Origin of the sequence: Pedobacter paludisoli, from assembly GCF_052344095.1 — a bacterium.
Lineage (GTDB): Bacteria > Bacteroidota > Bacteroidia > Sphingobacteriales > Sphingobacteriaceae > Pedobacter.
On record NZ_CP179926.1, the window covers coordinates 3,366,184 to 3,387,883 of the forward strand.

Annotated in this window: 26 protein-coding genes; 8 read left to right on the forward strand and 18 right to left on the reverse strand. The window is 38.1% G+C overall.

The annotated features are described in order from the left end of the window. Window positions 1-38 precede the first annotated feature (38 nt). Window positions 39-1,220, reverse strand: a complete 1,182-nt coding sequence (locus ACJVDK_RS13830) for a hypothetical protein (RefSeq protein ID WP_443937259.1) — start codon at window positions 1,218-1,220, stop codon at window positions 39-41. 130 nt (window positions 1,221-1,350) lie between these two features. Between ACJVDK_RS13830 and ACJVDK_RS13835 the strand changes: the two genes are divergently transcribed. The 3 genes from ACJVDK_RS13835 to ACJVDK_RS13845 are packed head-to-tail and all read left to right on the forward strand — an operon-like array spanning window position 1,351 to window position 3,730. Beyond that, window positions 1,351-2,736: an aldehyde dehydrogenase family protein gene (locus ACJVDK_RS13835; RefSeq protein ID WP_443937260.1), complete on the forward strand. Its 1,386-nt coding sequence runs from the start codon at window positions 1,351-1,353 to the stop codon at window positions 2,734-2,736. Then, window positions 2,727-3,269 (forward strand): YfiT family bacillithiol transferase, encoded by a 543-nt coding sequence (locus ACJVDK_RS13840; RefSeq protein ID WP_443937261.1) that lies wholly within the window; start codon window positions 2,727-2,729, stop codon window positions 3,267-3,269. Before ACJVDK_RS13835 ends, ACJVDK_RS13840 begins: the two co-directional genes overlap by 10 nt. Then, window positions 3,266-3,730 (forward strand): DUF6265 family protein, encoded by a 465-nt coding sequence (locus ACJVDK_RS13845; RefSeq protein ID WP_443937262.1) that lies wholly within the window; start codon window positions 3,266-3,268, stop codon window positions 3,728-3,730. Before ACJVDK_RS13840 ends, ACJVDK_RS13845 begins: the two co-directional genes overlap by 4 nt. Window positions 3,731-3,735: 5 nt before the next feature. Here ACJVDK_RS13845 and ACJVDK_RS13850 read toward each other — a convergent pair whose 3' ends face one another. The 7 genes from ACJVDK_RS13850 to ACJVDK_RS13880 form a co-directional block, all read right to left on the reverse strand. Then, window positions 3,736-4,455, reverse strand: coding sequence for a heavy-metal-associated domain-containing protein (locus ACJVDK_RS13850; RefSeq protein WP_443937263.1), 720 nt, complete (start codon window positions 4,453-4,455; stop codon window positions 3,736-3,738). Between the two features lie 112 nt (window positions 4,456-4,567). After that, on the reverse strand, window positions 4,568-5,395 hold the full coding sequence (gene ygiD / locus ACJVDK_RS13855) for a 4,5-DOPA dioxygenase extradiol (RefSeq protein WP_443937264.1): 828 nt from the start codon (window positions 5,393-5,395) through the stop codon (window positions 4,568-4,570). Between the two features lie 81 nt (window positions 5,396-5,476). After that, window positions 5,477-6,001, reverse strand: coding sequence for a helix-turn-helix domain-containing protein (locus ACJVDK_RS13860; protein WP_443937265.1), 525 nt, complete (start codon window positions 5,999-6,001; stop codon window positions 5,477-5,479). 41 nt (window positions 6,002-6,042) lie between these two features. Then, complete coding sequence (locus ACJVDK_RS13865) at window positions 6,043-6,546, reverse strand: DUF3347 domain-containing protein (protein WP_443937266.1); 504 nt, start codon at window positions 6,544-6,546, stop codon at window positions 6,043-6,045. Between the two features lie 56 nt (window positions 6,547-6,602). Next, the gene (locus ACJVDK_RS13870; RefSeq protein WP_443937267.1) at window positions 6,603-7,412 is read right to left on the reverse strand and encodes a hypothetical protein; all 810 of its coding nucleotides are present in this window, start codon (window positions 7,410-7,412) and stop codon (window positions 6,603-6,605) included. A gap of 2 nt (window positions 7,413-7,414) precedes the next feature. Then, on the reverse strand, window positions 7,415-7,951 hold the full coding sequence (locus tag ACJVDK_RS13875; protein ID WP_443937268.1) for a heavy-metal-associated domain-containing protein: 537 nt from the start codon (window positions 7,949-7,951) through the stop codon (window positions 7,415-7,417). Between the two features lie 115 nt (window positions 7,952-8,066). Then, window positions 8,067-8,471: an HYC_CC_PP family protein gene (locus ACJVDK_RS13880; RefSeq protein WP_443937269.1), complete on the reverse strand. Its 405-nt coding sequence runs from the start codon at window positions 8,469-8,471 to the stop codon at window positions 8,067-8,069. A gap of 93 nt (window positions 8,472-8,564) precedes the next feature. Here ACJVDK_RS13880 and ACJVDK_RS13885 point away from each other — a divergent pair, with 93 nt between their 5' ends. Genes ACJVDK_RS13885 through ACJVDK_RS13895 form a run of 3 tightly spaced genes read left to right on the forward strand, consistent with a single transcriptional unit; the run spans window position 8,565 to window position 11,065 of the window. Continuing rightward, window positions 8,565-9,281 carry a peptidylprolyl isomerase gene (locus ACJVDK_RS13885; RefSeq protein WP_443937270.1) on the forward strand — a complete coding sequence of 239 codons (717 nt, stop codon included), beginning with the start codon at window positions 8,565-8,567 and terminating at the stop codon, window positions 9,279-9,281. Between the two features lie 55 nt (window positions 9,282-9,336). Then, entirely contained in the window at window positions 9,337-10,104 is a 768-nt protein-coding gene (locus ACJVDK_RS13890) for an exodeoxyribonuclease III (protein ID WP_443937271.1), read from the forward strand. A gap of 1 nt (window position 10,105) precedes the next feature. After that, window positions 10,106-11,065: a formimidoylglutamase gene (locus tag ACJVDK_RS13895; protein WP_443937272.1), complete on the forward strand. Its 960-nt coding sequence runs from the start codon at window positions 10,106-10,108 to the stop codon at window positions 11,063-11,065. On the opposite strand, the gene ACJVDK_RS13900 is transcribed toward ACJVDK_RS13895, so the two are convergent. The 10 genes from ACJVDK_RS13900 to ACJVDK_RS13945 all read right to left on the reverse strand — a co-directional run bounded on the left by ACJVDK_RS13900 (window position 11,060) and on the right by ACJVDK_RS13945 (window position 19,445). Next, window positions 11,060-11,215, reverse strand: a complete 156-nt coding sequence (locus ACJVDK_RS13900) for a hypothetical protein (protein ID WP_443937273.1) — start codon at window positions 11,213-11,215, stop codon at window positions 11,060-11,062. The genes ACJVDK_RS13895 and ACJVDK_RS13900 overlap by 6 nt on opposite strands. 10 nt (window positions 11,216-11,225) lie before the next feature. Then, window positions 11,226-11,786 (reverse strand): 5-formyltetrahydrofolate cyclo-ligase, encoded by a 561-nt coding sequence (locus ACJVDK_RS13905; RefSeq protein WP_443937274.1) that lies wholly within the window; start codon window positions 11,784-11,786, stop codon window positions 11,226-11,228. Window positions 11,787-11,880: 94 nt separating this feature from the next. Continuing rightward, entirely contained in the window at window positions 11,881-12,441 is a 561-nt protein-coding gene (gene efp, locus ACJVDK_RS13910) for an elongation factor P (RefSeq protein WP_443937275.1), read from the reverse strand. A 307-nt stretch (window positions 12,442-12,748) separates the two neighbouring features. Next, a complete protein-coding gene (gene efp, locus ACJVDK_RS13915) occupies window positions 12,749-13,309 on the reverse strand; it encodes an elongation factor P (RefSeq protein ID WP_443937276.1) in 561 nt (186 codons plus the stop codon). A 424-nt stretch (window positions 13,310-13,733) separates the two neighbouring features. Next, window positions 13,734-14,348, reverse strand: a complete 615-nt coding sequence (locus ACJVDK_RS13920; RefSeq protein ID WP_443937277.1) for an ABC transporter ATP-binding protein — start codon at window positions 14,346-14,348, stop codon at window positions 13,734-13,736. A 4-nt stretch (window positions 14,349-14,352) separates the two neighbouring features. Continuing rightward, window positions 14,353-14,814: a GNAT family N-acetyltransferase gene (locus ACJVDK_RS13925; protein ID WP_443937278.1), complete on the reverse strand. Its 462-nt coding sequence runs from the start codon at window positions 14,812-14,814 to the stop codon at window positions 14,353-14,355. Between the two features lie 27 nt (window positions 14,815-14,841). Beyond that, entirely contained in the window at window positions 14,842-15,627 is a 786-nt protein-coding gene (gene lpxA / locus ACJVDK_RS13930; RefSeq protein WP_443937279.1) for an acyl-ACP--UDP-N-acetylglucosamine O-acyltransferase, read from the reverse strand. Next, a complete protein-coding gene (locus ACJVDK_RS13935) occupies window positions 15,627-17,039 on the reverse strand; it encodes a bifunctional UDP-3-O-[3-hydroxymyristoyl] N-acetylglucosamine deacetylase/3-hydroxyacyl-ACP dehydratase (protein WP_443937280.1) in 1,413 nt (470 codons plus the stop codon). Before ACJVDK_RS13935 ends, lpxA begins: the two co-directional genes overlap by 1 nt. Further along, window positions 17,029-18,105 (reverse strand): UDP-3-O-(3-hydroxymyristoyl)glucosamine N-acyltransferase, encoded by a 1,077-nt coding sequence (lpxD, locus tag ACJVDK_RS13940; RefSeq protein WP_443937281.1) that lies wholly within the window; start codon window positions 18,103-18,105, stop codon window positions 17,029-17,031. The genes ACJVDK_RS13935 and lpxD overlap by 11 nt, the downstream gene beginning before the upstream one ends. A gap of 116 nt (window positions 18,106-18,221) precedes the next feature. Then, window positions 18,222-19,445 (reverse strand): HD domain-containing protein, encoded by a 1,224-nt coding sequence (locus ACJVDK_RS13945; protein ID WP_443937282.1) that lies wholly within the window; start codon window positions 19,443-19,445, stop codon window positions 18,222-18,224. 111 nt (window positions 19,446-19,556) lie between these two features. On the opposite strand from ACJVDK_RS13945, the gene porX reads away from it, so the two are divergent. Both porX and tsaE read left to right on the forward strand, forming a co-directional pair. Then, a complete protein-coding gene (gene porX, locus ACJVDK_RS13950; RefSeq protein WP_443937283.1) occupies window positions 19,557-21,110 on the forward strand; it encodes a T9SS response regulator signal transducer PorX in 1,554 nt (517 codons plus the stop codon). Between the two features lie 95 nt (window positions 21,111-21,205). Then, window positions 21,206-21,628 carry a tRNA (adenosine(37)-N6)-threonylcarbamoyltransferase complex ATPase subunit type 1 TsaE gene (gene tsaE, locus ACJVDK_RS13955; RefSeq protein WP_443937284.1) on the forward strand — a complete coding sequence of 141 codons (423 nt, stop codon included), beginning with the start codon at window positions 21,206-21,208 and terminating at the stop codon, window positions 21,626-21,628. Window positions 21,629-21,700: the final 72 nt, after the last annotated feature.

Genomic DNA, 21,700 nt, shown 5'->3' on the forward strand with positions numbered 1-21,700 from the left:
TTACATCTTTTTGCTCGTAAATGTATGAGAATCGAATATTATCGAATAATACGACCCGTGTTATCTACATTAATTTTATCAAATGGATAAAGATAATCGTTTAGGATAACCGAAAATTCACGCCGTGTAAGTTCCTTTTTTAAGTCGAATTGGCTAGCTAACTTATAGGTTTTGTTCCATTTTTTTTGGAGTTCCGTTTTGGTGGCTGCTTCTGCTTTATTGCCAACATAGGAAATCATGGATATCGTGTTTTCCAAGGTGATAGGGGCGTTTTGATGGTCGTCGAGCCAGATTTGAGCCTTATAGTAATAATCTCTTAGGGGCTGATTAATTTCATCGTAGCGCACGATTTTGTCGGGGTGAAAGAAGTTCTTTCCTTCTTTTATTTCGCCTTTTAGAATACCCGTAACCCCAATCTTTTGTATCACAAGCCAGTTGGAATCGGTTAAGGAAATATCTGCAAAAGGAACGAGCGGATTTTTGTACGCGAGTAATTCGCCTTGGATTTGCTTTAAATTTGATAAACTGGTTTTGGTATCGTAAAAGCCGGCAAATGCAGCTGTCGCTCCTACGGCTCGGCCAACATGTAAATTGCTGTTGGGCGAGATAATCAACAGGTTTTCCTGATTGGGTATTAAAAGCGCACGAAGTGGTAAATAAAGATTGCTATCAGCCACGCCAGCTAAACTTGTTCGGTATAAATTTTCTTCATAACCAAAGGGGATAACAGCAGCGGGTTTTAAATCGGATATTTTTAATTCTTTTTGCAATAGGTCAACATCTGCGGCGAAAACTAAAACACGTGCTTTTAAAGAACGGCCATCGCCCAGTTTGGTTTCCCAGCTATTCCCAGAACGTTTTAGTGTTGTAAAGTTGGTTTTATCAAGCATCGTTAATAGCGTAGCGCTATCAATTTTGTTCGTTGGTGTTTTGCTTTTTTTCTTTTTCTGTACCACTATAACTTGTTCAGAAAGCACCTTCATGTGCGCAAAATCATCATAGAGTTGTTGGGTCAATGCGGGTTTATTTGCTTTTTTGGTTTGTATATCAAAAGGAATATTTTGCGTAATGAGCGCGGTTTTTACCCCCGATTTTACGGATTGCAAAGCTGCTGCATACGCGGCATCTGTGTTGCCAATAACCAATACATCGGTTTTTAGCGTTTGAGCGGATAATAGGTTTGGGATGAAAAAAAAGAGGGCAAAAAATAGTTTCTTCATGCGTAAAATGTAAATTATCTGCAATATGCTTTAAATCAATGAAATTTTAATGAATAGAAATTCTTTTAACTAAATTTATGCGAAGAACCATTCGTGGCTAAAAGTGTTATTGATAGGAATGGAAAAGAAAATGAAAGAAATTTTTGAGGCACAGCAAAAGCATGCCATTGAATTGAGAAAATCGACGGCTGCCGAGCGAATTGCGAGCTTGAAGAAATTAAAGGAGGCCATACAGCTACACGAAGAAGAAATTTTTGCTGCATTGGAAAAAGATTTGCGCAAAAGTAGATTTGAGGCCGGCTTAACCGAGGTGTTTTTTACGTATTCTGAAATCGATTTTGCGATAAAAAACCTCAAAAAATGGATGAAGCCCCTGGCAAAGGCGCGTAACCTCATGAATATCTTCGCATCAAGTAAAGTATATTACGAGCCCAAAGGAACATGCTTAATTATTGCCCCATGGAATTATCCTTTCCAGTTGATGATGAGTCCGCTCGTTTCGGCCATTGCTGCCGGAAATACCGCCATGTTAAAGCCTTCTGAACTGAGCGAGGCTACCTCAGTCGTACTGGCAAAATTAATTGAAAAAACCTTTCGTCTAGAAGAGGTAGCCTGTTTTTTAGGCGAAGCGTCCATTTCTACTCAGTTGCTAGCCTTGCCTTTTAATCATATTTTCTTTACGGGGAGTCCAGCCATTGGTAAAATTGTAATGGCTGCTGCTGCGAAAAATTTAAGCTCTGTGACATTAGAGCTTGGCGGAAAATCGCCCGCGGTTATTGATGCAAGCGCTGATATAGAAAAAACAGCTCAAAAAATTATTTGGGGTAAGTTTTTAAATGCTGGACAAACCTGTATTGCGCCCGATTATGTATTAATTGATGAGAAAATTGAATCCAAATTTGTAGCGCATTCTAAGGATATCATTCAACAGTTTTTTTATGAAGAAGGGCTTTTAAATAAGGACGAATACGGTAAGATTATTAATCGAAAACAGTTTGATAGGATAAGAAATTTATTGGATGAGGCGTTGTTGGCGGGAGCGACTTTGGTTGTAGGAGGCAAGTATGAAGAATTGGATTTAACCATTGAACCCACTATTTTAAAGGGAGTAGACGCTGAAAATCCAATTATGAAAGAGGAAATATTTGGCCCTATTTTACCCATTATTCGTTATAAGGAGCTTTCGGCAGCAATTGAACTGATTAATTCAAAAGAAAAGCCTTTGGCGCTTTATATTATGAGCAACGATTCAAATATTCAGCAAAAAATTATTCAAGAAACCAGTGCCGGCGGAACGTGTGTAAACGATACCTTGGTTCATATCAGTAATTCAAATTTGCCTTTTGGCGGCGTTAATAACAGCGGGACAGGTTCGTGTCATGGCTTTTATGGGTTTAAGAGTTTTTCGCATGAACGCGCAGTTTTATTTCAATCAAAATTGGGATTAAGTAAGCTGGCGTATCCTCCCTACGAAAAGAAGAAATCATTAATGAATTTTTTTAAAAAATGGATGTAGTACACGCTATGATAGACATTGAAAAGTTAAAATATCCCATAGGAAAATTTGAAATGCCGGCTGTGTTTGATGAAAAACAAGCAGCGGCTTGGATAGATGAAATTGAAACCTTACCCAGTTTGTTGAGAGCGGCAACGAAGGGGCTCAGCAACGAACAGTTGAATCAGGTTTATCGCCCCGAAGGCTGGACGCTGCGACAAGTAGTGCATCATTTGCCCGATAGCCATGTGAATGCGTATATTCGCTTTAAACAAGCTGTTACAGAAGAGGTTCCGGTGATCAGACCGTATTATGAAGAGCGTTGGGCAGAAACAGATGAGGCTAAAAATGGAGATATCGAGCTGTCATTGGCCTTGTTAGAGGCCTTGCATAAACGCTTGGTAGTCTTTCTGAAAGGGTTAAGCATAGCCGATTTTCAGCGTACGTATATTCATCCCGCTATCGGAAAAGAGTTAAGTTTAGCCAACATGCTTGGCACCTACGCTTGGCACGGAAAACATCATGTAGCACACATTACAAATACGATAAAATGAAAAAAATTATACCACTATTAGTATTGGGGATGCTTTTCTCAGTTACTTTATTTGCTCAAAAGGAAATAAACCAGTTTGACTTTCTTGTGGGGCATTGGGAAATGAAAACCAAGACTGGTAAAATTACCGAGCATTGGATTAAGCAAAAAGATAGTTTAATAGGTCGGAGTTATCGGCACACCGAGAATGGAGATAGCTTGTTGGAAGAAGAGGTGATTCTCAAAAAAATTGATAAAGTGTTTCATTTTTGTGTAACCGGATTTCAAGAGCACAACAAAGGGAAAACAAACTTTAAACTTGTTTCGGTAGAAAATCAGGTCTACATTTTTGAAAACCCTGAACACGATTTTCCGCAACGGATAGCGTATCAAAACATGGGAAAGGATACTCTGCAGGCTTGGATTGAAGGGAAAATTCAGGATACTACCCGAAAAATCCCTTTTTCTTACGTGCGAAAATAGCTCGTTTAAAATAGGAAGAGCATGTATCCGCTCATCGCAATCATCAAGGCATCTTCCACAATGGTTACCGTGCTCATGGGTAAATTAAATACATCACCCAAACAAGCACATTTAATTTTTTTCTTGTTAAGTACACTTTCAAGGACTCCTAAAATGCTTACAGTCATTACAATCAACGTAATCCAATTGGTGATAACCGGGGCAAAGTTTAATGCAAATGAAATACCTAGGGCAAGCTCAATAAAGGGATATAGGAAGCCCCATCCTTTAAATTTTTTTGCGATTAAATCGTACATCGCATAGCTCTCTGCAAAACCTTTAAGGTTTAACAGTTTAAAAAAGGAAAAGGTTAAGAAGAAGCCAGCCATAAAAATGCGCATGAAAAGCATTTGCCTTATGCTATTATTTTGCCAAGAACCAATAAGTGCCACTAAAGTAACATACCCAAAAATTAAGAGAATTGGTTTGTAAGTCTCGAACCAAGTTTTTGGCGCATCTTCATCCAATTGCTCAACGGCATTAGAAATTTGATATTTGCTGCCAGCTGCAGCCAAGGTTTCTTTTAAGGTTTCAAGGCTAAGATGTTTGCGCATGGTAATAGTGGCCTTCTGCGTATCTTTCGAAACTTCCACGTTTTCAACGTCGGGTAAAGCCATCAGGGTGTGTTTTACTTTATATTCACAACCGCTGCAAGTCATTCCAGTAAGGGTATAGTGATGTGTCATTCGTTTAAAATTTGAAATAAAGATACGCATTGAACCCAGCTACAGTTTTACATAATCTCCTGAAAAGTTTACAGCTTTTTTGGCCTAAAACTTATTGAACCTGCAAGGGAAATCAGGAATGGATCAGTACCGAAGTCATGGTTAACGAGCCTCCAATGGCTTTATCGTTAAAAAACAACACATCGTCTTTTTTATTTTTTACTCCGAGGCTATACATGAGAGGCAAATAATGGTCTGGAGTTGGTACGGCTAACAAGGCTTCTGACCCTAGATTACGGTAATTAAATAGTGGGTTATAATCGCCATTGGCAATTAAACTTTTAAACTTTTCGTTGATGTCGATAGCCCAATCATATCCTCCGCCCTGCATCATTTGCCAATTAACCATGCGTAAGTTGTGCACAATGTTACCGCTTCCTAAAATTAATACGCCTTTTTTTCGAAGGGCATAAAGTTCTTGGGCAATTTCGAAATGTTCTTTCGGCGATTTACGATAATCAATGCTCAACTGAAGAACAGGGATGTTTGCGTTGGGATACATGTTCTGCACAACCGACCAAGCACCGTGATCCAATCCCCAGTCGTGGTCTAGTTCAACAGGCGTTGCCTGAATGCTATCTTTAATGGTTTGGGCCAATTTCGAATCGCCGGGCGCGGGATATTGCACATCGAATAAGGCTTGAGGAAAGCCGCCAAAATCATGTATTGTTTTTGGAAAGTCCATGGCGGTAACAAAAGTGCCTGGCGTGTACCAATGTGCCGAGACAACCAATACTGCAGAAGGGGTTGGAATGTGTTTGGCTAAATCAATCCAGCTTTGACTGAACTCATTTAATTCAATGCCATTCATAGGCGAGCCATGGCCAATAAATAAAGCAGGCATTAAAGCTGTCGGAGCCAGACCTTGCGTAAAGTTTCTGAATTGAGAAAGTGTAGACATACCCTTGTTCCTTTTTATAAGAACAAAGGTATAGGCTGATGTTGTTTTTTGTATTGATGTAAGGTAAGAAAGTAAAGCCGCTTAAACCTTAAGCGAATCTAAGGTGTTACGGTCATTATGAGGATGTTGTTTATACGCAGAAGGAGTAATGCCAGTTATTTTCTTAAACTGATTTGAAAGGTGCGCAACACTGCTGTAGTGAAGTTCATTCGCTATTTGGCTTAAGGTTAATTCTCCGTAACTCAGAAGTTCCTTCGCTTTTTCTATTTTTTGACTGATGAAAAATTGTTCTATTGTTTGCTGCTCAATTTCAGTAAACGTATTACTCAATTGGTTGTAATCTGTATGAAGTAAGGAGGAAAGATAGGTGGACAAATTGGTTTTCAGAGGGGCGTTTTGGTCATGAATGAGTTGAATAATTGCCACCTTAATTTGTTCTGAAACCTGCTTTTTTTTATCCTTTAATAGTTCGAAGCCAAAAGGTTTTAAGCTCTTTTCTATTTTGAAGAAATCATCAGAAGCTAAACTTTCTTGCAAATCTACTTCGCCCAATTTAACCTGCAAAGGGTTAAATCCAAGCTTTTCCAGCTCGGCTTTAACTACCATTTTGCATCGGTTGCATACCATATTTTTAATGTGCAAACGCATTAGTTGACTTTAATGGTTTCTTTTACACTTCCACAATCAAACATCATGCTGCCATAATAGGGGTTTTCGATGTCTTTTTTCTCGTTTAACCAACTTGCTTTTGCCATAGGGCAATATTCAACATAGGTTGTAGCATTATTAAACTTAATTGTTTTAAGCGATGTAATCATGGCATTGGATATGCCTTCGAATGCTTTTCTTTCCGCTTTAATATCTTTCGCTGCGGTAAGCTCAACAATTTTCGATTTCATAATGGCCGATTGTTCCATCCATACGTTGTGTTGGTCGGCGGGGAATTCTTTATGCGGAACTGCCTCAACTTTTGTAGCCAAAATTTTAGCTTTTTCAATGGCTACATCTTTTTTATCGGTAGCTAAAGCATTCTTAACGGCGTAATAAGTTGTTAAAACTTGGTTAAGCGCGGTAGAGGTTTTGCTCTGTGCAAAACTATAATTGGTGGTAGCGAAAGCAATAAATGCGATCAGAATAAGTGCTTTTTTCATGATGTGCTTGTTTTTATTTGAAATTTGATGAATCTGAAAATCATCCTTCAATCAAGTTATTTTAAAATATTAAAAAAATTAAATTCTGCTCGAACAAGATACATGTTCTTGTTGTAGCGGTTCTCTATATTCCCATAGGTTTGAAAACGATAACCTAAATCTATACGGGTCTTACTGTTAATAATGACTTGAAGAGCTGGGGCTAAATCTAAGTACGATTGCCCGCTGCTCGGGTCTGTTTTTCCCAATGCCTCTACGTAAATATTAAAATTGGGTTGTGCATAATTTTTATATACAATGGGTAAAACCAAATAACCTGACGATAAGCTGTAAGATAGCATGTTGTTCGGCTCTGGCATTGCTACTCGCTGCTTATCATTGTCGTTAAAAGCATGTGAATAACCCAGTGTAGCCGAAAGGGCCAGCTTGTGCAGCAGTTGCGTAAAAATTAAACCACCTTGTACACCTTTGTTATCGCCTTCTAAATTAATATCGCGGCTAAAGGTTTCACGTTTGCTCGAACTAATTCTTCCAAAGGCTGCGGCACGGAAGTGGCTTTGCGCATTATCGAGCGATAAAAAACGATATTTCGCATACAAACTAGCGCCTTCAAAACGATATTTTCCATCCATGTCTGATAAAAAAGCCTGAGTATGAACCATTAGGTTTTTGCTGATGCCAAACATAACTTCCGGTATGGTTCTATTCATGAAATTCGGATTTTTCATTCCTTCATTCGTGATACGAATACCAATGGAGTTTTTAGGCATATTGCTGGCCGGCTCGGTAAAAACGTAAAGCTCTTGCGCGAAAACGGGGTTGTAAAAGCCTATTAAAAACAAGCTTAAAACAAGAAAACGGCTCATCATTACGAAATACTTAAGTGATATACTCTTGTTTTCTTTCCATTAATGATGGCTGTACCGCTTGCGTACGCATCAGATTTCATACCAGCGGCTCGCTTTTTATATTCGGCATTTGAAACAAAATTCTTATCGATAACAGTTGCTTTTATATTTCCACTCAGTGTTTTGCCTTTTACATTACTAAAGCGATATACGGTGCCATTCACAACAGCTTGACCCTTATCATCTACTTTAACATCGTTAAATTTAAAGATGGCCGTTAAGTTTCCTACTGAAAAACCAGCGTCTTTTACCTTGTTTAATATTTGGTCGAGATTAACGCTTTTATCCGTTTTAAATGTTAAAACAAAGATATTTTTGTTTAAGTCGGGTTTTACGGAGCCAATAAAATTGAGTGTTTCCAATGATTTTTGCGTGGCATTAGAACACATCGAACAGGTTAAACCGTTTACTTGTAAATCGGCAGTAGAAATTTGTTGAGCCGAAACACGTACGGCGATGAATAGCATTAAAATGCTGAATATTTTTAGCGTTTTCATATTTGTATTTTTAAAAATTGGAGATATATAGCTTTTCAAATGAAAAGCCAATGTGTTTATTGCCTGTTTTAAAAAGACGTACTCGTGCTTCTTAAACAGGAAAAACAGGTGTATCCTAATTTCTAAAAATGCAATTGAAAAGATGAAGCGCTAGCCTAGCGGAGAGCGGAGGGGCCTTGTTGCTAAACTGCGTTAAAAATGCAGAGCGTAGTTTTTGAACAATGTTAAAAAAGACCGGGCGAAAAAACAATTCAATAGAGAATAGCTTTGGAAGTTTCGATTGAATCTGCGTTTGATGGCTATCTTTTACTTTAACGGTAACAGATGTGTTTTTACAACAGCCATCGTCTTTGATTTTTTCAGCTGGGATGTCTTTGCAAAGTTTACACGAAACAGCATGGCTGAAAAGCTGTACATTTTCTAATTTGCCTCCACAAAAATGCAAGCTTAAAGCAAAACCAATAACACTAACCATATAAAATATGGCTAAAGAAAATGCTATTTTTTGTTTTAACTTCATGAATACAAAGGTAGAACAAAAAAAACTAGAAGATGCAATAAAATGTTTAGCGAATTTCAAAATTTACCTAATTTAGCAACAAACACAATCCAAATGAAAAAATTATTGCTGTTATTTTGCACTTTTTCTGTGCTTTCAGTTTATGCCGCTAAGCCGAAAAATCAATATGTTAAACTTACAACCAGTTATGGTGAATGCATCATTAAGCTTTATAATGAAACGCCCCTGCACACAGCCAATTTTATAAAACTAACCCAAAAGGGTTTTTATAACGGAACCTTGTTTCATCGGGTGATTAAAAATTTCATGATTCAAGGGGGAGACCCAGACTCTAAGAAAGCAAAACCAGGTGAGGAGTTGGGGAATGGTGATGTTGGGTATACCATCCCTGCCGAATTTAACGATAGTCTTTTTCATAAAAAAGGCGTATTGGCAGCAGCAAGAGAAGGGGACAATGTAAATCCTTTAAAAGCCTCAAGTGGTTGCCAGTTTTATCTTGTGCAAGGAAAGGTTTTCACCGATGAACAGTTGGACAACTTAGAAAAAAACAGGTTAAAACATCAAATTCCACAAGCCCAAAGAGAGGTATACAAAACCTTAGGCGGAACCCCGCATTTAGACCGGAATTACACCGTTTTTGGCGAGATTGTAAGCGGATTAGAATTGGTTGATAAAATTGCCGCGCTGCCAACAAACAAAAACGACCGTCCGGAACAAGATGTGAAGATGGAAATTACCGTTCTCAGCAAAAAGCAAGCGAAGAAATTAGAAAAGCAATTAGCTAAAGCACAAGAATTGGCTAAAAAGTAACCCGAATCAAATTATTCAAACAATTGAGCCGCTATCATAAACGGCAATTACATACATGAAAATTATTTCCTATAACGTTAACGGCATCCGTTCGGCAAGTACAAAGAATTTTTTTGGCTGGTTACAAGCAACCAATGCCGATATGGTTTGCTTGCAAGAAGTAAAAGCCTTGCCCATTCAAATACCTGAAATAATTGCGCTCGTAGAGCAGTTAGGTTATCACCACTATTGGCATCCTGCAGAAAAAAAAGGATACAGTGGCGTGGCTATTTTTAGTAAAATAAAACCCAATCATGTAGAAATAGGCTGCGGAGAAGAATGGATTGATAGAGAAGGAAGGATCATCCGAGCAGATTTTGATGATTTTTCTTTAATGAGTTTGTACATGCCCTCGGGTTCAAGCGGCGATGAACGCCAAGGGAAAAAATACGAATTTATGAAGTTCTTTGATGCCTACATAGCCCAGCTGCGACAAGAATATCCAAATTTAATTATTAGTGGAGATTACAACATTTGTCATCAAGCTATCGACATTCATAATCCCAAATCGAACGCAAACTCTTCAGGTTTTTTACCGGAAGAACGCGAATGGATGCAACTATTTTTAGATAACGGTTTTATCGATTCTTTCCGTCATTTTAACAAAGACCCGCATCATTATACTTGGTGGAGTTTTAGAGCTGGATCAAGAGGCAAAAATTTAGGTTGGCGAATCGATTATCATTTGACAACAAAAGCAATGGAACCACGTTTAAAGAACGTAAAAATATTGCCGGATGCCATTCATTCCGATCATTGCCCGGTTTTGTTAGAACTTCAATAATATGGACGGATTTAAACTGTATTCGCAAGGCGATATCAATCGGCGGATTATCCCGCGTGATGGGGAACAAAAACTTGGCGAGTGCGTACAAGTTTTAGCTAATTGGGAACAATTGGCCACCTCTAAAGCGACCTTTGTGCTGTTGGGTATTCCCGAAGATATTGGCGTGCGAGCAAACAACGGCATGGCAGGAGCAGCCTCCGCCTGGCAAACCAGTTTAACCGCTATTTTAAACACCCAAAGTACCCGTTTTTTGAAGGGGAATGAGCTCCTTGTTTTAGGTTCTTTTGAAATTGATGAGCCCAAAGATCTATCGTTGGAAGGCTTACGCGCGAAAGTAAAAGCTATAGACAATTTGGTTTATCCCATCATTCAAAAAATTGTACAAGCCGGAAAAGTGCCTATTGTGATAGGAGGAGGGCATAACAACGCCTTCCCAATCATCAAGGGAACGGTTTTAGCAAAGGAACAGCCTATCGATGTGTTAAATATCGATGCGCATGCTGATTTACGTAGTCTGGAAGGTCGTCACAGCGGAAATGGCTTTTCGCAGGCCATTCACGACGGCTATTTAGATGGCTATTTAATGTATGGCTTGCATCAAAATTATAACAACGAAACCATATTAAGTCATATCGAATCTAGCCCGAAGCTAAGTGCAGTTTTTTTTGAGGATATCCTTGTTGGGAAAGAGGATAAAAATGCGTTCAACAAATTGAAAAGTGAAATAGGATTAGAGCTGGATTTAGATTGTATTCAAAATGTATTATCCAGCGCCGAAACGCCATCCGGATTTGCGGTAAACGATATCCGTAAGCTCATTTTAACGCTCAACAAAAAAATAAGTTACTTTCATGTATGCGAAGGAGCGGTACGGATGCTAGATGGAAGAGTAAGTAAGTTTACGGCAAAATTAATCGCCTATTTGGTAACCGATTTTATAAAAGCAAATAAGCTATAAGTGCTCCTGCTCATATTTTTCACCCGCTTTTAACATGTGTTCAATCTGCTCTAAATCCTCGGCGGTAAGCTCTTCTTTCTCTTGAAGCTCAAAAACGGCAATCATGTTCTCTTCATACTGTTTTTCGGTTTTAATGACGATTTCTTTCATGACTGTTTTGTTAAAAAAATAGGATTTCTGTAGGGGTAATGCAGGCATCTAAACGAATATCATCCACATGAACATCGTCAATGCAATCCATTACATCAAACAAAGATACACCTATTTTTTGAGTCTTTATATTCTTTAAAAACCGGTCGTAAAAACCCTTACCGTATCCAACCCGATAACCGCGCTTGTCGAAAGCCAGTAAAGGAATCAAAACCATGTCAATTGGGCCCGAATACATCACATTGGTTAAAGGCTCTAGAATATTGTAAGCATTTTTTTGCAAAGCTGCTCTATCCTCGTATAGGTGATTAGAAAGCATACAAGTTTTAAAATCTGCTTTTGGAATAATTATTTGAATATGCGGATGGTATTGTTGTAGCCAATCGATGATTAAAAAAGTATTTGGCTCTCGCTTTTCGGTAATCGGAATAAAAATATGCAGCACCTGAATCGCGCTAAAATCGAGTAAAGAAAACTGTTTAAGCAGCGCATGACACCGCGCATCGTATTCCTCTTCAGGCATTAACAAGCGGTTTTTTAAGGCTTCTTTTCTAATTTGATTTTTGAGCATGTCTTTAAAGGTACATAATCTAAGGAAGTCAAATTCATAACGAGCACAAAAAAAGCCTTTAGAAAACTAAAGGCTCTTAAATAAGGTATTCAATTTATTTCACACGCTCAACATATTCGCCTGTGCGGGTATCGATTTTAATTTTATCGCCTTGATTTACAAACATGGGTACTTTAACCTCAACACCATTTTCAAGTGTTGCAGCCTTTAGGGCATTTGTTGACGTATCGCCTTTTACTGCAGGCTCTGAATACGTAATTTCAAATTCGGCAAAGTTTGGCAATTGCGCCATAATAGCTTCTTCGCTTTCCATTGAAACAAGTATGTTCATTCCTTCTTTCAAGAAACGAATTGCTGTGCCGAACAACGCTTTGTCGATGTTAAATTGCTCGTAGCTGTTGTTGTCCATTACCACTAAGTAATCGCCATCTTCATATAAATATTGATAATCTTTTGTTTCAACACGACAGATTTCAACGGCTTCATCCGTATTCATTCGTGCTTCTACAATTCTACCGGTTTTAATGTTGCGAAATTTACCTGTATAAAATGCGCCACCTTTTCCCGGTGTACGGTGATTCCATTCATCAACTGTAACTAACTCGTTGTTTACACGTAGGATGTTTCCGGTTTTTATTTCTGATGCTTTTGCCATATTATTTTATCCTATTTGGATGTTTTTAATTCCTATTAATGAGGGCAAAGGTAAAAATAATTTCAAAGAATTAAATTCTAGATTGTAGGAAAAGAACGTTGCTGGTTTTTCGGCTCCGAAAGTCCCGTTTTCCCTGCTGCCGCCCGCCTTCAATCTCCCTTCGCTCGCGGCATTCGTCCACCCGGGTTTAGTATGTGCGGTGCATCTCGGTTGGGTAAGGCCTGTTTTTAGAAAGCGTACAAAAGATATCGCGTATAAAAAAAGCCTTCGAATACGTTCGAAGGCCAAGGTTTTTGAGCAATGAAACTTATTTCACGCGCTCCATGTATTCGCCGGTTTTGGTATCTATTTTCACCTTATCACCTTGATTAATAAATAATGGAACTCTAATTTCGGCGCCGGTTTCAACCGTTGCATATTTTTGTGCGCTGGTACTGGTATCGCCTTTTACAGCCGGTTCTGAATACGTAATTTCCAATTCTACACTATTTGGAAGTTGCGCTACAATAGGTTCATCGCTTTCAAAAGCAATGGTAACATGCATTCCCTCTTTTAAAAATTTAAGGGCAGAGCCAAACAATAATTTAGGAATATTAAATTGTTCGAAACTAACATTGTCCATCACAACTAAATAGTCTCCGTCTTCGTATAAGTATTGGTAATCGTTTGTTTCAACACGGCAAATGGTAACCTCTTCGTCGGTACGGAAACGATATTCAACAATTTTGCCTGTTTTTACGTTGCGCATGCGCGCTTGGTAAAAAGCTCTTAAATTACCCGGTGTTCGGTGAATATACTCTTCAACACTAACCAATTCTCCATTAAAACGGAGCGCATTCCCGCTTTTTACTTCTGATGCTTTTGCCATTTTATATTAAACTCTTGTATTAGATAATTAAACAAAAATATAAATTTTCAATAGAAATTGTAAGCAAAGCTTTCGCTATAAGATTAAGAGTGCCCTCTAGAAAAGAGAAAATTTGGAGGCATGTTTCACGTGAAAAATGTCCTAAAAAAGAAATGCCTTCGGGAACCACTCCGAAGGCATAATCAACCTAAACCTCAAACTAAACTATGAAAAAATTGTGTTGCCTTTCGGCATATATTTTTATTCTGTTACTACAGAAATCACTACCTTTTTTATAGAAGATTTTAATAATTAAATCCTCTTCGTTTTGGTGGTGCAAAGGTAAGAAGAATTTTTCAATTGCAAAATATTTATGAAAAAAAATATTTTTAGTACAATTCGATGACAAACCACCCGGTTTGGGCAAGATTGTTTTTCTGTTAAATCATTTATAATCAGTTATATGTATTTTTGATTGACAAAAATCATATTCGTTCAATTGGTTAGATCCGATGATAACGAGTTTGTTTTTGCTATATTTTTCAATCAAGCTGCGGTACCAATCAATACCTTGAAGGTCTAAATTGCTCGTAGGTTCGTCTAAAAATAACAGCGGTGTATTTGCACAACAGGCCAAAGCTAACCGGGTACGTTGCTTCATTCCTGATGAGAAATATTTTAGTTCTTTATGTGCCGATTTTTCCAATCCCAAAATCGAAATTACCTCTTCTTTGCTTAGTCCGGGCATTAGCGCTTTAAACTTAAAATGGAAGTCGATACATTCTGTTAGCGTAAAGGTTTCAACCAATTCTAAATAGGGTGCAGCTAAGCTGATGTATTGGTAAATGTTTTCGGTAGGAATCAGTTTTTCATCAAAAAATTCAACGCTTCCTTCTGATGGAGATAGTGCTCCACAGAGCAAGCTTAAAAGCGTCGATTTACCGGAGCCATTGGGTCCCAACAGCGCATAACTTTGACCTGAAATAAGTTCGGCATTTACATGGCGGAAAATCCACTCCTTGTTAAATCTTCTTCCGGCATCGGTTACGCGTATTTTCATGCTATTAAAAATTAAGGGCTTTTTTCATGCAAACGCTATTTTCGATACCTGCATATTGCCCATAATTAGGAATTATGTGATAGTTCGCTTTTTTATATACCGCAATGGCGGCCTCTTGACGAAGCCCGGTCTCCAACACGCAAAATTTAAATCCTTGTTCTTGTGCCCAGTTTTCAAGGGCTTGCAATACTTGAGTTGCAATGCCATAATTTCTGTAGTCAGCCTGCACGAACATTCTCTTTATTTCTACAGTTTCTTCATCAAAGGCTTTAAATGCACCACAAGCAACCGGTTCATTCTTGATGTAGGCAACGATTACCTCGTTAAGCAAATCTATTTTGTTGAATTGAGCATAAAAAGCATGTTCCTTGCCATCTATCTCACTTAAAAAATCATCTAACAAAACAACCAAGGCTCTAAAGTCTTGGTTGTTAGAATTCGTTCGTAAAAGATTGAGTGTGCTCATGAGCATTTTTTTGGGTTTGTTTGCAGCTTAGCTACCCATGCCAAAGCCTTTCATCACCCCGCGGTTAGAATTGCGGATAAAATCAACAATTTCATCGCGGATTTCCGTTGGCTTAAATTCGGCTTCAATCATATCTAAAGCTTTTGTAACGTTGTTATGTTTTACAAAAAGAATGCGATAAATTTCTTGTATTTCGTCAATTTGTTCATTGGTAAAACCGCGTCTACGTAAACCGACCGAGTTGATACCCGCATAAGAAAGAGGTTCGCGCGCAGCTTTAACATAAGGAGGAACATCTTTACGCACTAACGAACCGCCAGTTACGAAAGCGTATGAACCAACTTTAACAAATTGGTGAATAGCAACTAGTCCGGCCAAAACCACGTTATTTCCAATGGTAATGTGTCCAGCAAGTGTGGTGCTGTTTGAAAAAATACAGTTATTTCCAACCTCACAATCGTGTGCAATGTGTGAATATGCTTGGATTAGACAGTTGCTGCCAATAACAGTTTTCCATTTATCTTTTGTTCCGCGGTTAACGGTAACACATTCGCGAATGGTGGTGTTGTCGCCAATTTCGGCGGTTGTAGTTTCACCTGCGTATTTTAAATCTTGTGGTTCGCCAGAAATAACAGCGCCAGGGAAGATACGGCAGTTTTTACCAATGCGGGCACCATCCATAATGGTTACATTGGATCCAATCCAGGTTCCTTCGCCAATAACAACGTCTTTGTGTATCACAACGAAAGGTTCAATTACCACATTTTCGGCAATTTTTGCTTGAGGATGAATGTATGCTAAAGGTTGTATCATTATTGGGCAGGTTCTGTTTGTTTAACTTTTGTAATTTGTGCCATCATTTCGGCTTCAACAACGATTTTTTCGCCAACCATACCAACACCTTTCATTTGAGCAATTCCTCTTCTGATAGGCTCCATTAAATCGCAACGGAAAACGATGGTATCGCCAGGGAGCACTTGTGCTCTAAAACGAACATTGTCAATTTTTAAGAAATAGGTTAAGTAATTTTGTGGGTCAGGTACCGTGCTTAACACTAAAATACCACCAACTTGGGCCATCGACTCAATTTGAATAACACCAGGAAATACCGGAGCACCTGGGAAATGGCCTTTAAAAAGCTCCTCATTCATGGTTACGTTTTTCACGCCTACCACATGGTTTTTAGAAAGCTCTAATATTTTATCGACAAATAAAAAAGGTTGACGATGAGGCAGGATGTCCATAATTTGGGTAACATCCAAAAGCGGTTTCACACTTGGGTCGTACACTTTTTGTATTTTTTTGTTTTTCTCTTTTTTAATAGCGGCTTTAATTTTTTTGGCAAAAGCAACGTTTGCCGCATGGCCCGGACGGGCTGCCATAATGTGGCCTTTTAAGTGCATGCCTACCAAAGCTAAATCGCCAATCATATCAAGAAGTTTGTGACGTGCAGGCTCGTTTTGGTAACGCAACTCCATGTTGTTTAAAATTCCTTGTGGCGCTACGTCAATATCTTTACGGTTGAAAAGTTTGGCTAAATGACTAAGCTCGTCTTTGGTTACTTCTTTGTCAACAATAACAATAGCATTATTTAAATCGCCACCTTTAATCAGGTTGTGCGATAATTGATATTCTAATTCGTGTAAGAAACAAAAGGTACGGCAAGATGCGATATCCTTTTTAAATTCGGCAATGGTATTGATTCCAGCGTGTTGGCTACCTAAAACGGGCGAATTGTAATCGATCATGCATGTAAAGCGATAATCGTCTAAAGGCATGGCTACAATTTCAACTTTTCTATCTACCTCGGTATAGGTTATGTTGTGAGGAATGGTAAAGTACTCGCGATCAGCATTTTGTTCTACTGTTCCAATTTCTTCAATTAAATCAATAAATTGGATAGAACTACCATCCATAATTGGCGTTTCAGGTCCATCAAGTTTTATTAAAACATTGTCTAAGTCCATACCAATTAGCGAGGCCATTACGTGTTCAACGGTGCTTACGCTGGCGCCGTTTTGTGTAATGGTGGTTCCGCGAGAGGTATCTGTTACATTGTCTGCGTCTGCATCGATGATGGGTTGACCTTCTAAATCAATACGTTGAAATTTAAAACCATGATTTTCGGGTGCAGGGCAAAAAGTAAGTGTAACATTGGCTCCTGTGTGTAAGCCAACTCCAGATACAGATCCTTCTGTTTTAATCGTTCTTTGTCTAACGTTCATTTTGTAATGTATTCTTTTCCAACTCTGATTTAAGTCTTTTTATTTCTTCTTCCAGATCACGAATTTTTCGTTCCATCACTGGGAGTTGCCTGAAAAGTACCGTGGCACGCATCCAGTTTTTCAACGGTTGAGCCGGTGTTCCGTGCCATTGTTTATCCTCTTCTGTAATATTTGAATTTATACCCGCTTGAGCACCAATCTGCGTGCCTTTAGCAAGCGTTAAATGTCCAGCAATGCCAACTTGTCCTCCTATAACGCTGTTTGGACCAATTTTAGTGCTTCCCGAAATACCCGCTTGCGCAGCAATAACGGTGTTTTGTCCAATTTCAACATTGTGGGCAATTTGAATCAGATTATCAATTTTTGCTCCTTTTTTAACAATGGTTGAGCCCATGGTAGCCCGGTCAACGGTTGTATTGGCTCCAATTTCAACATTATCTTCTATAATAACGTTTCCTATTTGAGGAATTTTATTGTAGGTGCCGTCTTTTTGCGGCGCAAAGCCAAAGCCATCACTACCAATTACCGTGTTAGAATGGATAGTCACATTGTGACCAATTTGCGAATGATGATAAATTTTTACCCCCGCAAAAAAGATACAGTTGTTGCCTATTTTGGTATTAGCGCCAATAAAAGTCTGACTGTTTATTTTCGTGCCATCTCCAATTTCTACATTTTCACCAATGTATGAGAAGGCATCAATAAATACATTTTTGCCAATTTTTGCCGTTGGATGAACCTGAGCCAGTTTATCAATGCCCGATTGTTCATTTTGGGCGTTTACTGCCTCATTATATTTATCTAAAAGGACCGTAAATGAACTATATGGATTCTCTACACGTACGAGTGTACAGTTAAAGTTTTGTGTTGGTACAAAATCTTTTGAAACGATAACAACTGAAGCCTGAGTCGAATACAAAAAGTTTTCGTACTTAGGGTTTGAAAGAAAAGACAAAGAGCCTTCTTTCCCATCTTCTATTTTAGACAGTTCTTTAACAGCCACATCGGGATTACCCTCAATGGAACCGTTTAAAAACTCGCTTATCTGCTTGGCAGTAAATTGCATTTTACAAAGGTAAATGTTAAATTGATATGAACAAAAAAACCTGCTCGGTTATCCTAATTGCGGTACAATAGTAAGATTAAATGAACAGTAAATTGGATTTATTTTGTTAAAAAAGCTTAAATACCCCTCGGATAGCACAAAATATACTTCTCTACGGTTTTTTGAAGCGATTCAAGGTTGGATAAATCCGAAGCTTTAGCAATGTCAACTATTTGGTTGTTTTTCATTAAAATCTTGATATTTCCTACACCATCGTTGTATGCCCGGTTCTGAATAGCATTCGTAAACACAAAGTATTTGCTGTCTTCAGGTGCTATATTTAGTAACGATGTAACGGTGCTTTCTAAAAATGTTATCCGTTCTGCCGGGAATTTTTCATTGCTGATTTCTACTTTGTATAGGTTTCTAGAGGTAAGCATTTTGCAAAGAGTAGCAAGAATCTTATCCGAATGATTTACCCAAACTTTTACGGCAGCATAAATATCCTGATCATCGAGATTGGTGAAATGGGCTAGATTAATCGGGTCTTGAAAAAAGTTATGCTCGTTGATGTTGTTTTGAAGAAAATATTTTAACGAAGGCGAGGCAAATAAATCCTCTCCCTGCGCAGATAAATATTTAGCACGCTCCAATAGTTTTACCAAAATCATCTCGCCCGAAACAACCGTTTTGTGTAAATAAACTTGCCAGTACATCAGCCTGCGGGCAATTAGAAACTTCTCAATTGAATAAATTCCTTTTTCTTCGATAACTAAATCATCGTCAAAAACATTAAACATTTTAATGATTCTATCAAAGCTAATCACCCCTTCACTTACGCCGGTAAAAAAGCTGTCGCGATTTAAATAATCCATTCGATCTAAATCAAGCTGACCCGAGATTAACTGATGCAAGAATTTTTTAGGATAAGAATCGTTAAACACTTCAATGGCATGCGTTAAACGGCCATCAAAATGTTGATTCAACTCCTGCATCAATTTGGATGAAATATCTTCGTGTCGGATTCCGGTTACCAACGAATGTTCCAATGCATGTGAAAACGGACCGTGGCCAATATCGTGTAGTAAAATGGCCAATGTGGCAGCTTCTTCTTCCCCTTCGGTTATTACGTGTCCTTTACTGCGTAGTAATGAAATAGTTAAACTCATGAGGTGCATAGCGCCCAAAGCATGGTGAAAGCGGGTATGCAATGCCCCCGGATAAACCAAATGCGTCATCCCAAGTTGCTTGATGTAGCGTAAACGCTGAAAATATGGATGTGAGATAACATCATATACCAGTGCAGAAGGAATACTGATAAAGCCGTAAACCGGATCGTTGATTATTTTTTTCTTATTCAATCGTTAAAAAAGGTTAAATGTATAGATGCGGTACAAAAATTGCTATTTTTATTTAGATATCATTTTGTCTGCCGAAAAAAACGGCTTTTTACCATCTATTATTACATTAACATGCAAGAAACTAAAATATTGTGGGCCGATGATGAAATCGACTTGCTAAAACCGCATATATTATTGCTCAACGATAAGGGCTATCATGTAACCACATTCACCAACGGAAACGATGCTTTAGAGGCTTTCGGGAAATCGAATTTCGACCTAGTATTCTTAGATGAAAATATGCCGGGAATGAGTGGTATAGAAACACTTTCGGCCATCAAAAATATTAACCCCGAAATTCCCGTGGTATTGATTACCAAAAGTGAAGAAGAAAATTTAATGGAGGATGCTATTGGCAGCAAAATTGACGATTATTTAATTAAGCCGGTAAACCCAAAACAGGTATTGCTAACCATTAAAAAACTTATTGATAATAAAAGGTTGGTTAGTGAAAAAACATCGATGGCCTATCAGCAGGATTTTAGACGTTTGGGCATGACCCTTGGGGATCGATTAAGCTATACGGAATGGGTAGATGTGTATAAAAAAATTGTGTTTTGGGAACTGGAGTTAGAAAAGCTGGACGATCCGCAAATGCATGAAATTTTAACCATGCAAAAGCAAGAAGCCAATACACAGTTTTCGAAATTTGTAGAAGAACATTATTTAGGTTGGATAAAGGATAAGGATAAGGCACCGCTATTTTCAAACGAGTTATTAAAGAAAAAGGCTTTTCCTTTGCTATCGGAAGAAGTACCCGTTTTCTTTATTTTGATTGATAATTTACGCTATGATCAATGGAAAATAATTAACCCGCTTATTGGCGAATATTTCAGAATAGATGAAGAAGATATGTATAGCAGTATTTTACCTACGGCCACTCAATATGCCCGAAATGCTATATTTTCAGGATTAATGCCGTTGGAGATGGAGCGAAGATTTCCAACGCTATGGCAAAACGACGATGATGAAGGCGGAAAAAATCTACACGAAGAAGCCTTTCTTGCCGATAACATCAAACGTACACTGCGAAAAGATTGCAAATTTAGCTACCATAAAATATTAACGTTTGAGCAAGGGAAAGATTTGGTTGATCAAACGCATCAATTGTTGAAAAATGACTTTAACGCAATTGTTTTCAACTTTGTGGATATGCTAAGTCACGCCCGTACCGATATGCAAATGATTCGTGAGCTAGCCAACGACGATGCTGCTTATCGTTCATTAACATTATCGTGGTTTGAGCATTCGCCTTTATATGATTTGTTGAAGAAAATTTCTCAGAAAAAAGTGAAATTGATCATCACAACTGATCACGGTACCATCCGTGTGAAGAAACCGGTAAAGGTAGTCGGCGACAGAAGCACGAATACTAATTTGCGGTATAAACAAGGTAGAAATTTGAATTTTAATGCGAAAGAAGTGTTTGCGATTAAAAATCCGCACGAAGCCATGTTGCCGAAAATCAACATCAGCAGTAGTTATATTTTTGCTAGAGAGGATAATTATTTCGTTTACCCGAATAATTACAATCAATTTGTAAATTACTACAATGAAACGTTTCAGCATGGGGGAATTTCATTGGAAGAAATGATTATTCCTGTGGTAACGTACACCTCAAAATAAGAACTGATCTCCGGAAGGGATAAAATAAATAAAGATGTTTCTAAATTAAATTTTGTAAATGCAACTTTGCTGAGAATTGTCTTTATTTGTTTTAAATGGAAATTGTAGCAAAAAGTATATCCGATTTAAGCCAGGTCGCTCATAAGCTGGCTGAATTTAGTGGCACCAAAAAAATCTTCATCTTTGAAGGAGATATGGGCGCGGGCAAAACCACTTTTGTGAAAGAGTTTTGTCGGGTTTTAGGTGTTCAAGAGGTAGTTTCCAGCCCGACTTATTCCATTGTCAATGAATATGAGTGGGAAGGGGGAAGTATTTTTCATTTCGACTTTTACAGAATTAAAGATATTCAAGAAGCATACGATTTAGGTTATGAAGAATATTTTTACAGTGGAGCAATTTGTTTAATTGAGTGGCCAGAAAGGGTAGAGGAGTTATTGCCAGCGCAGTATATCAAAGTTCAAATAACCATTATCGATGAAAATGAACGTCGGTTTATCTTCAGTAAAGAGGGGATATAATTTTTTAGATATATTTAAGTAGCAGTATTTTATCGATTTTTCCGTATCTTCATAGTCCTAAAACGACAAGAC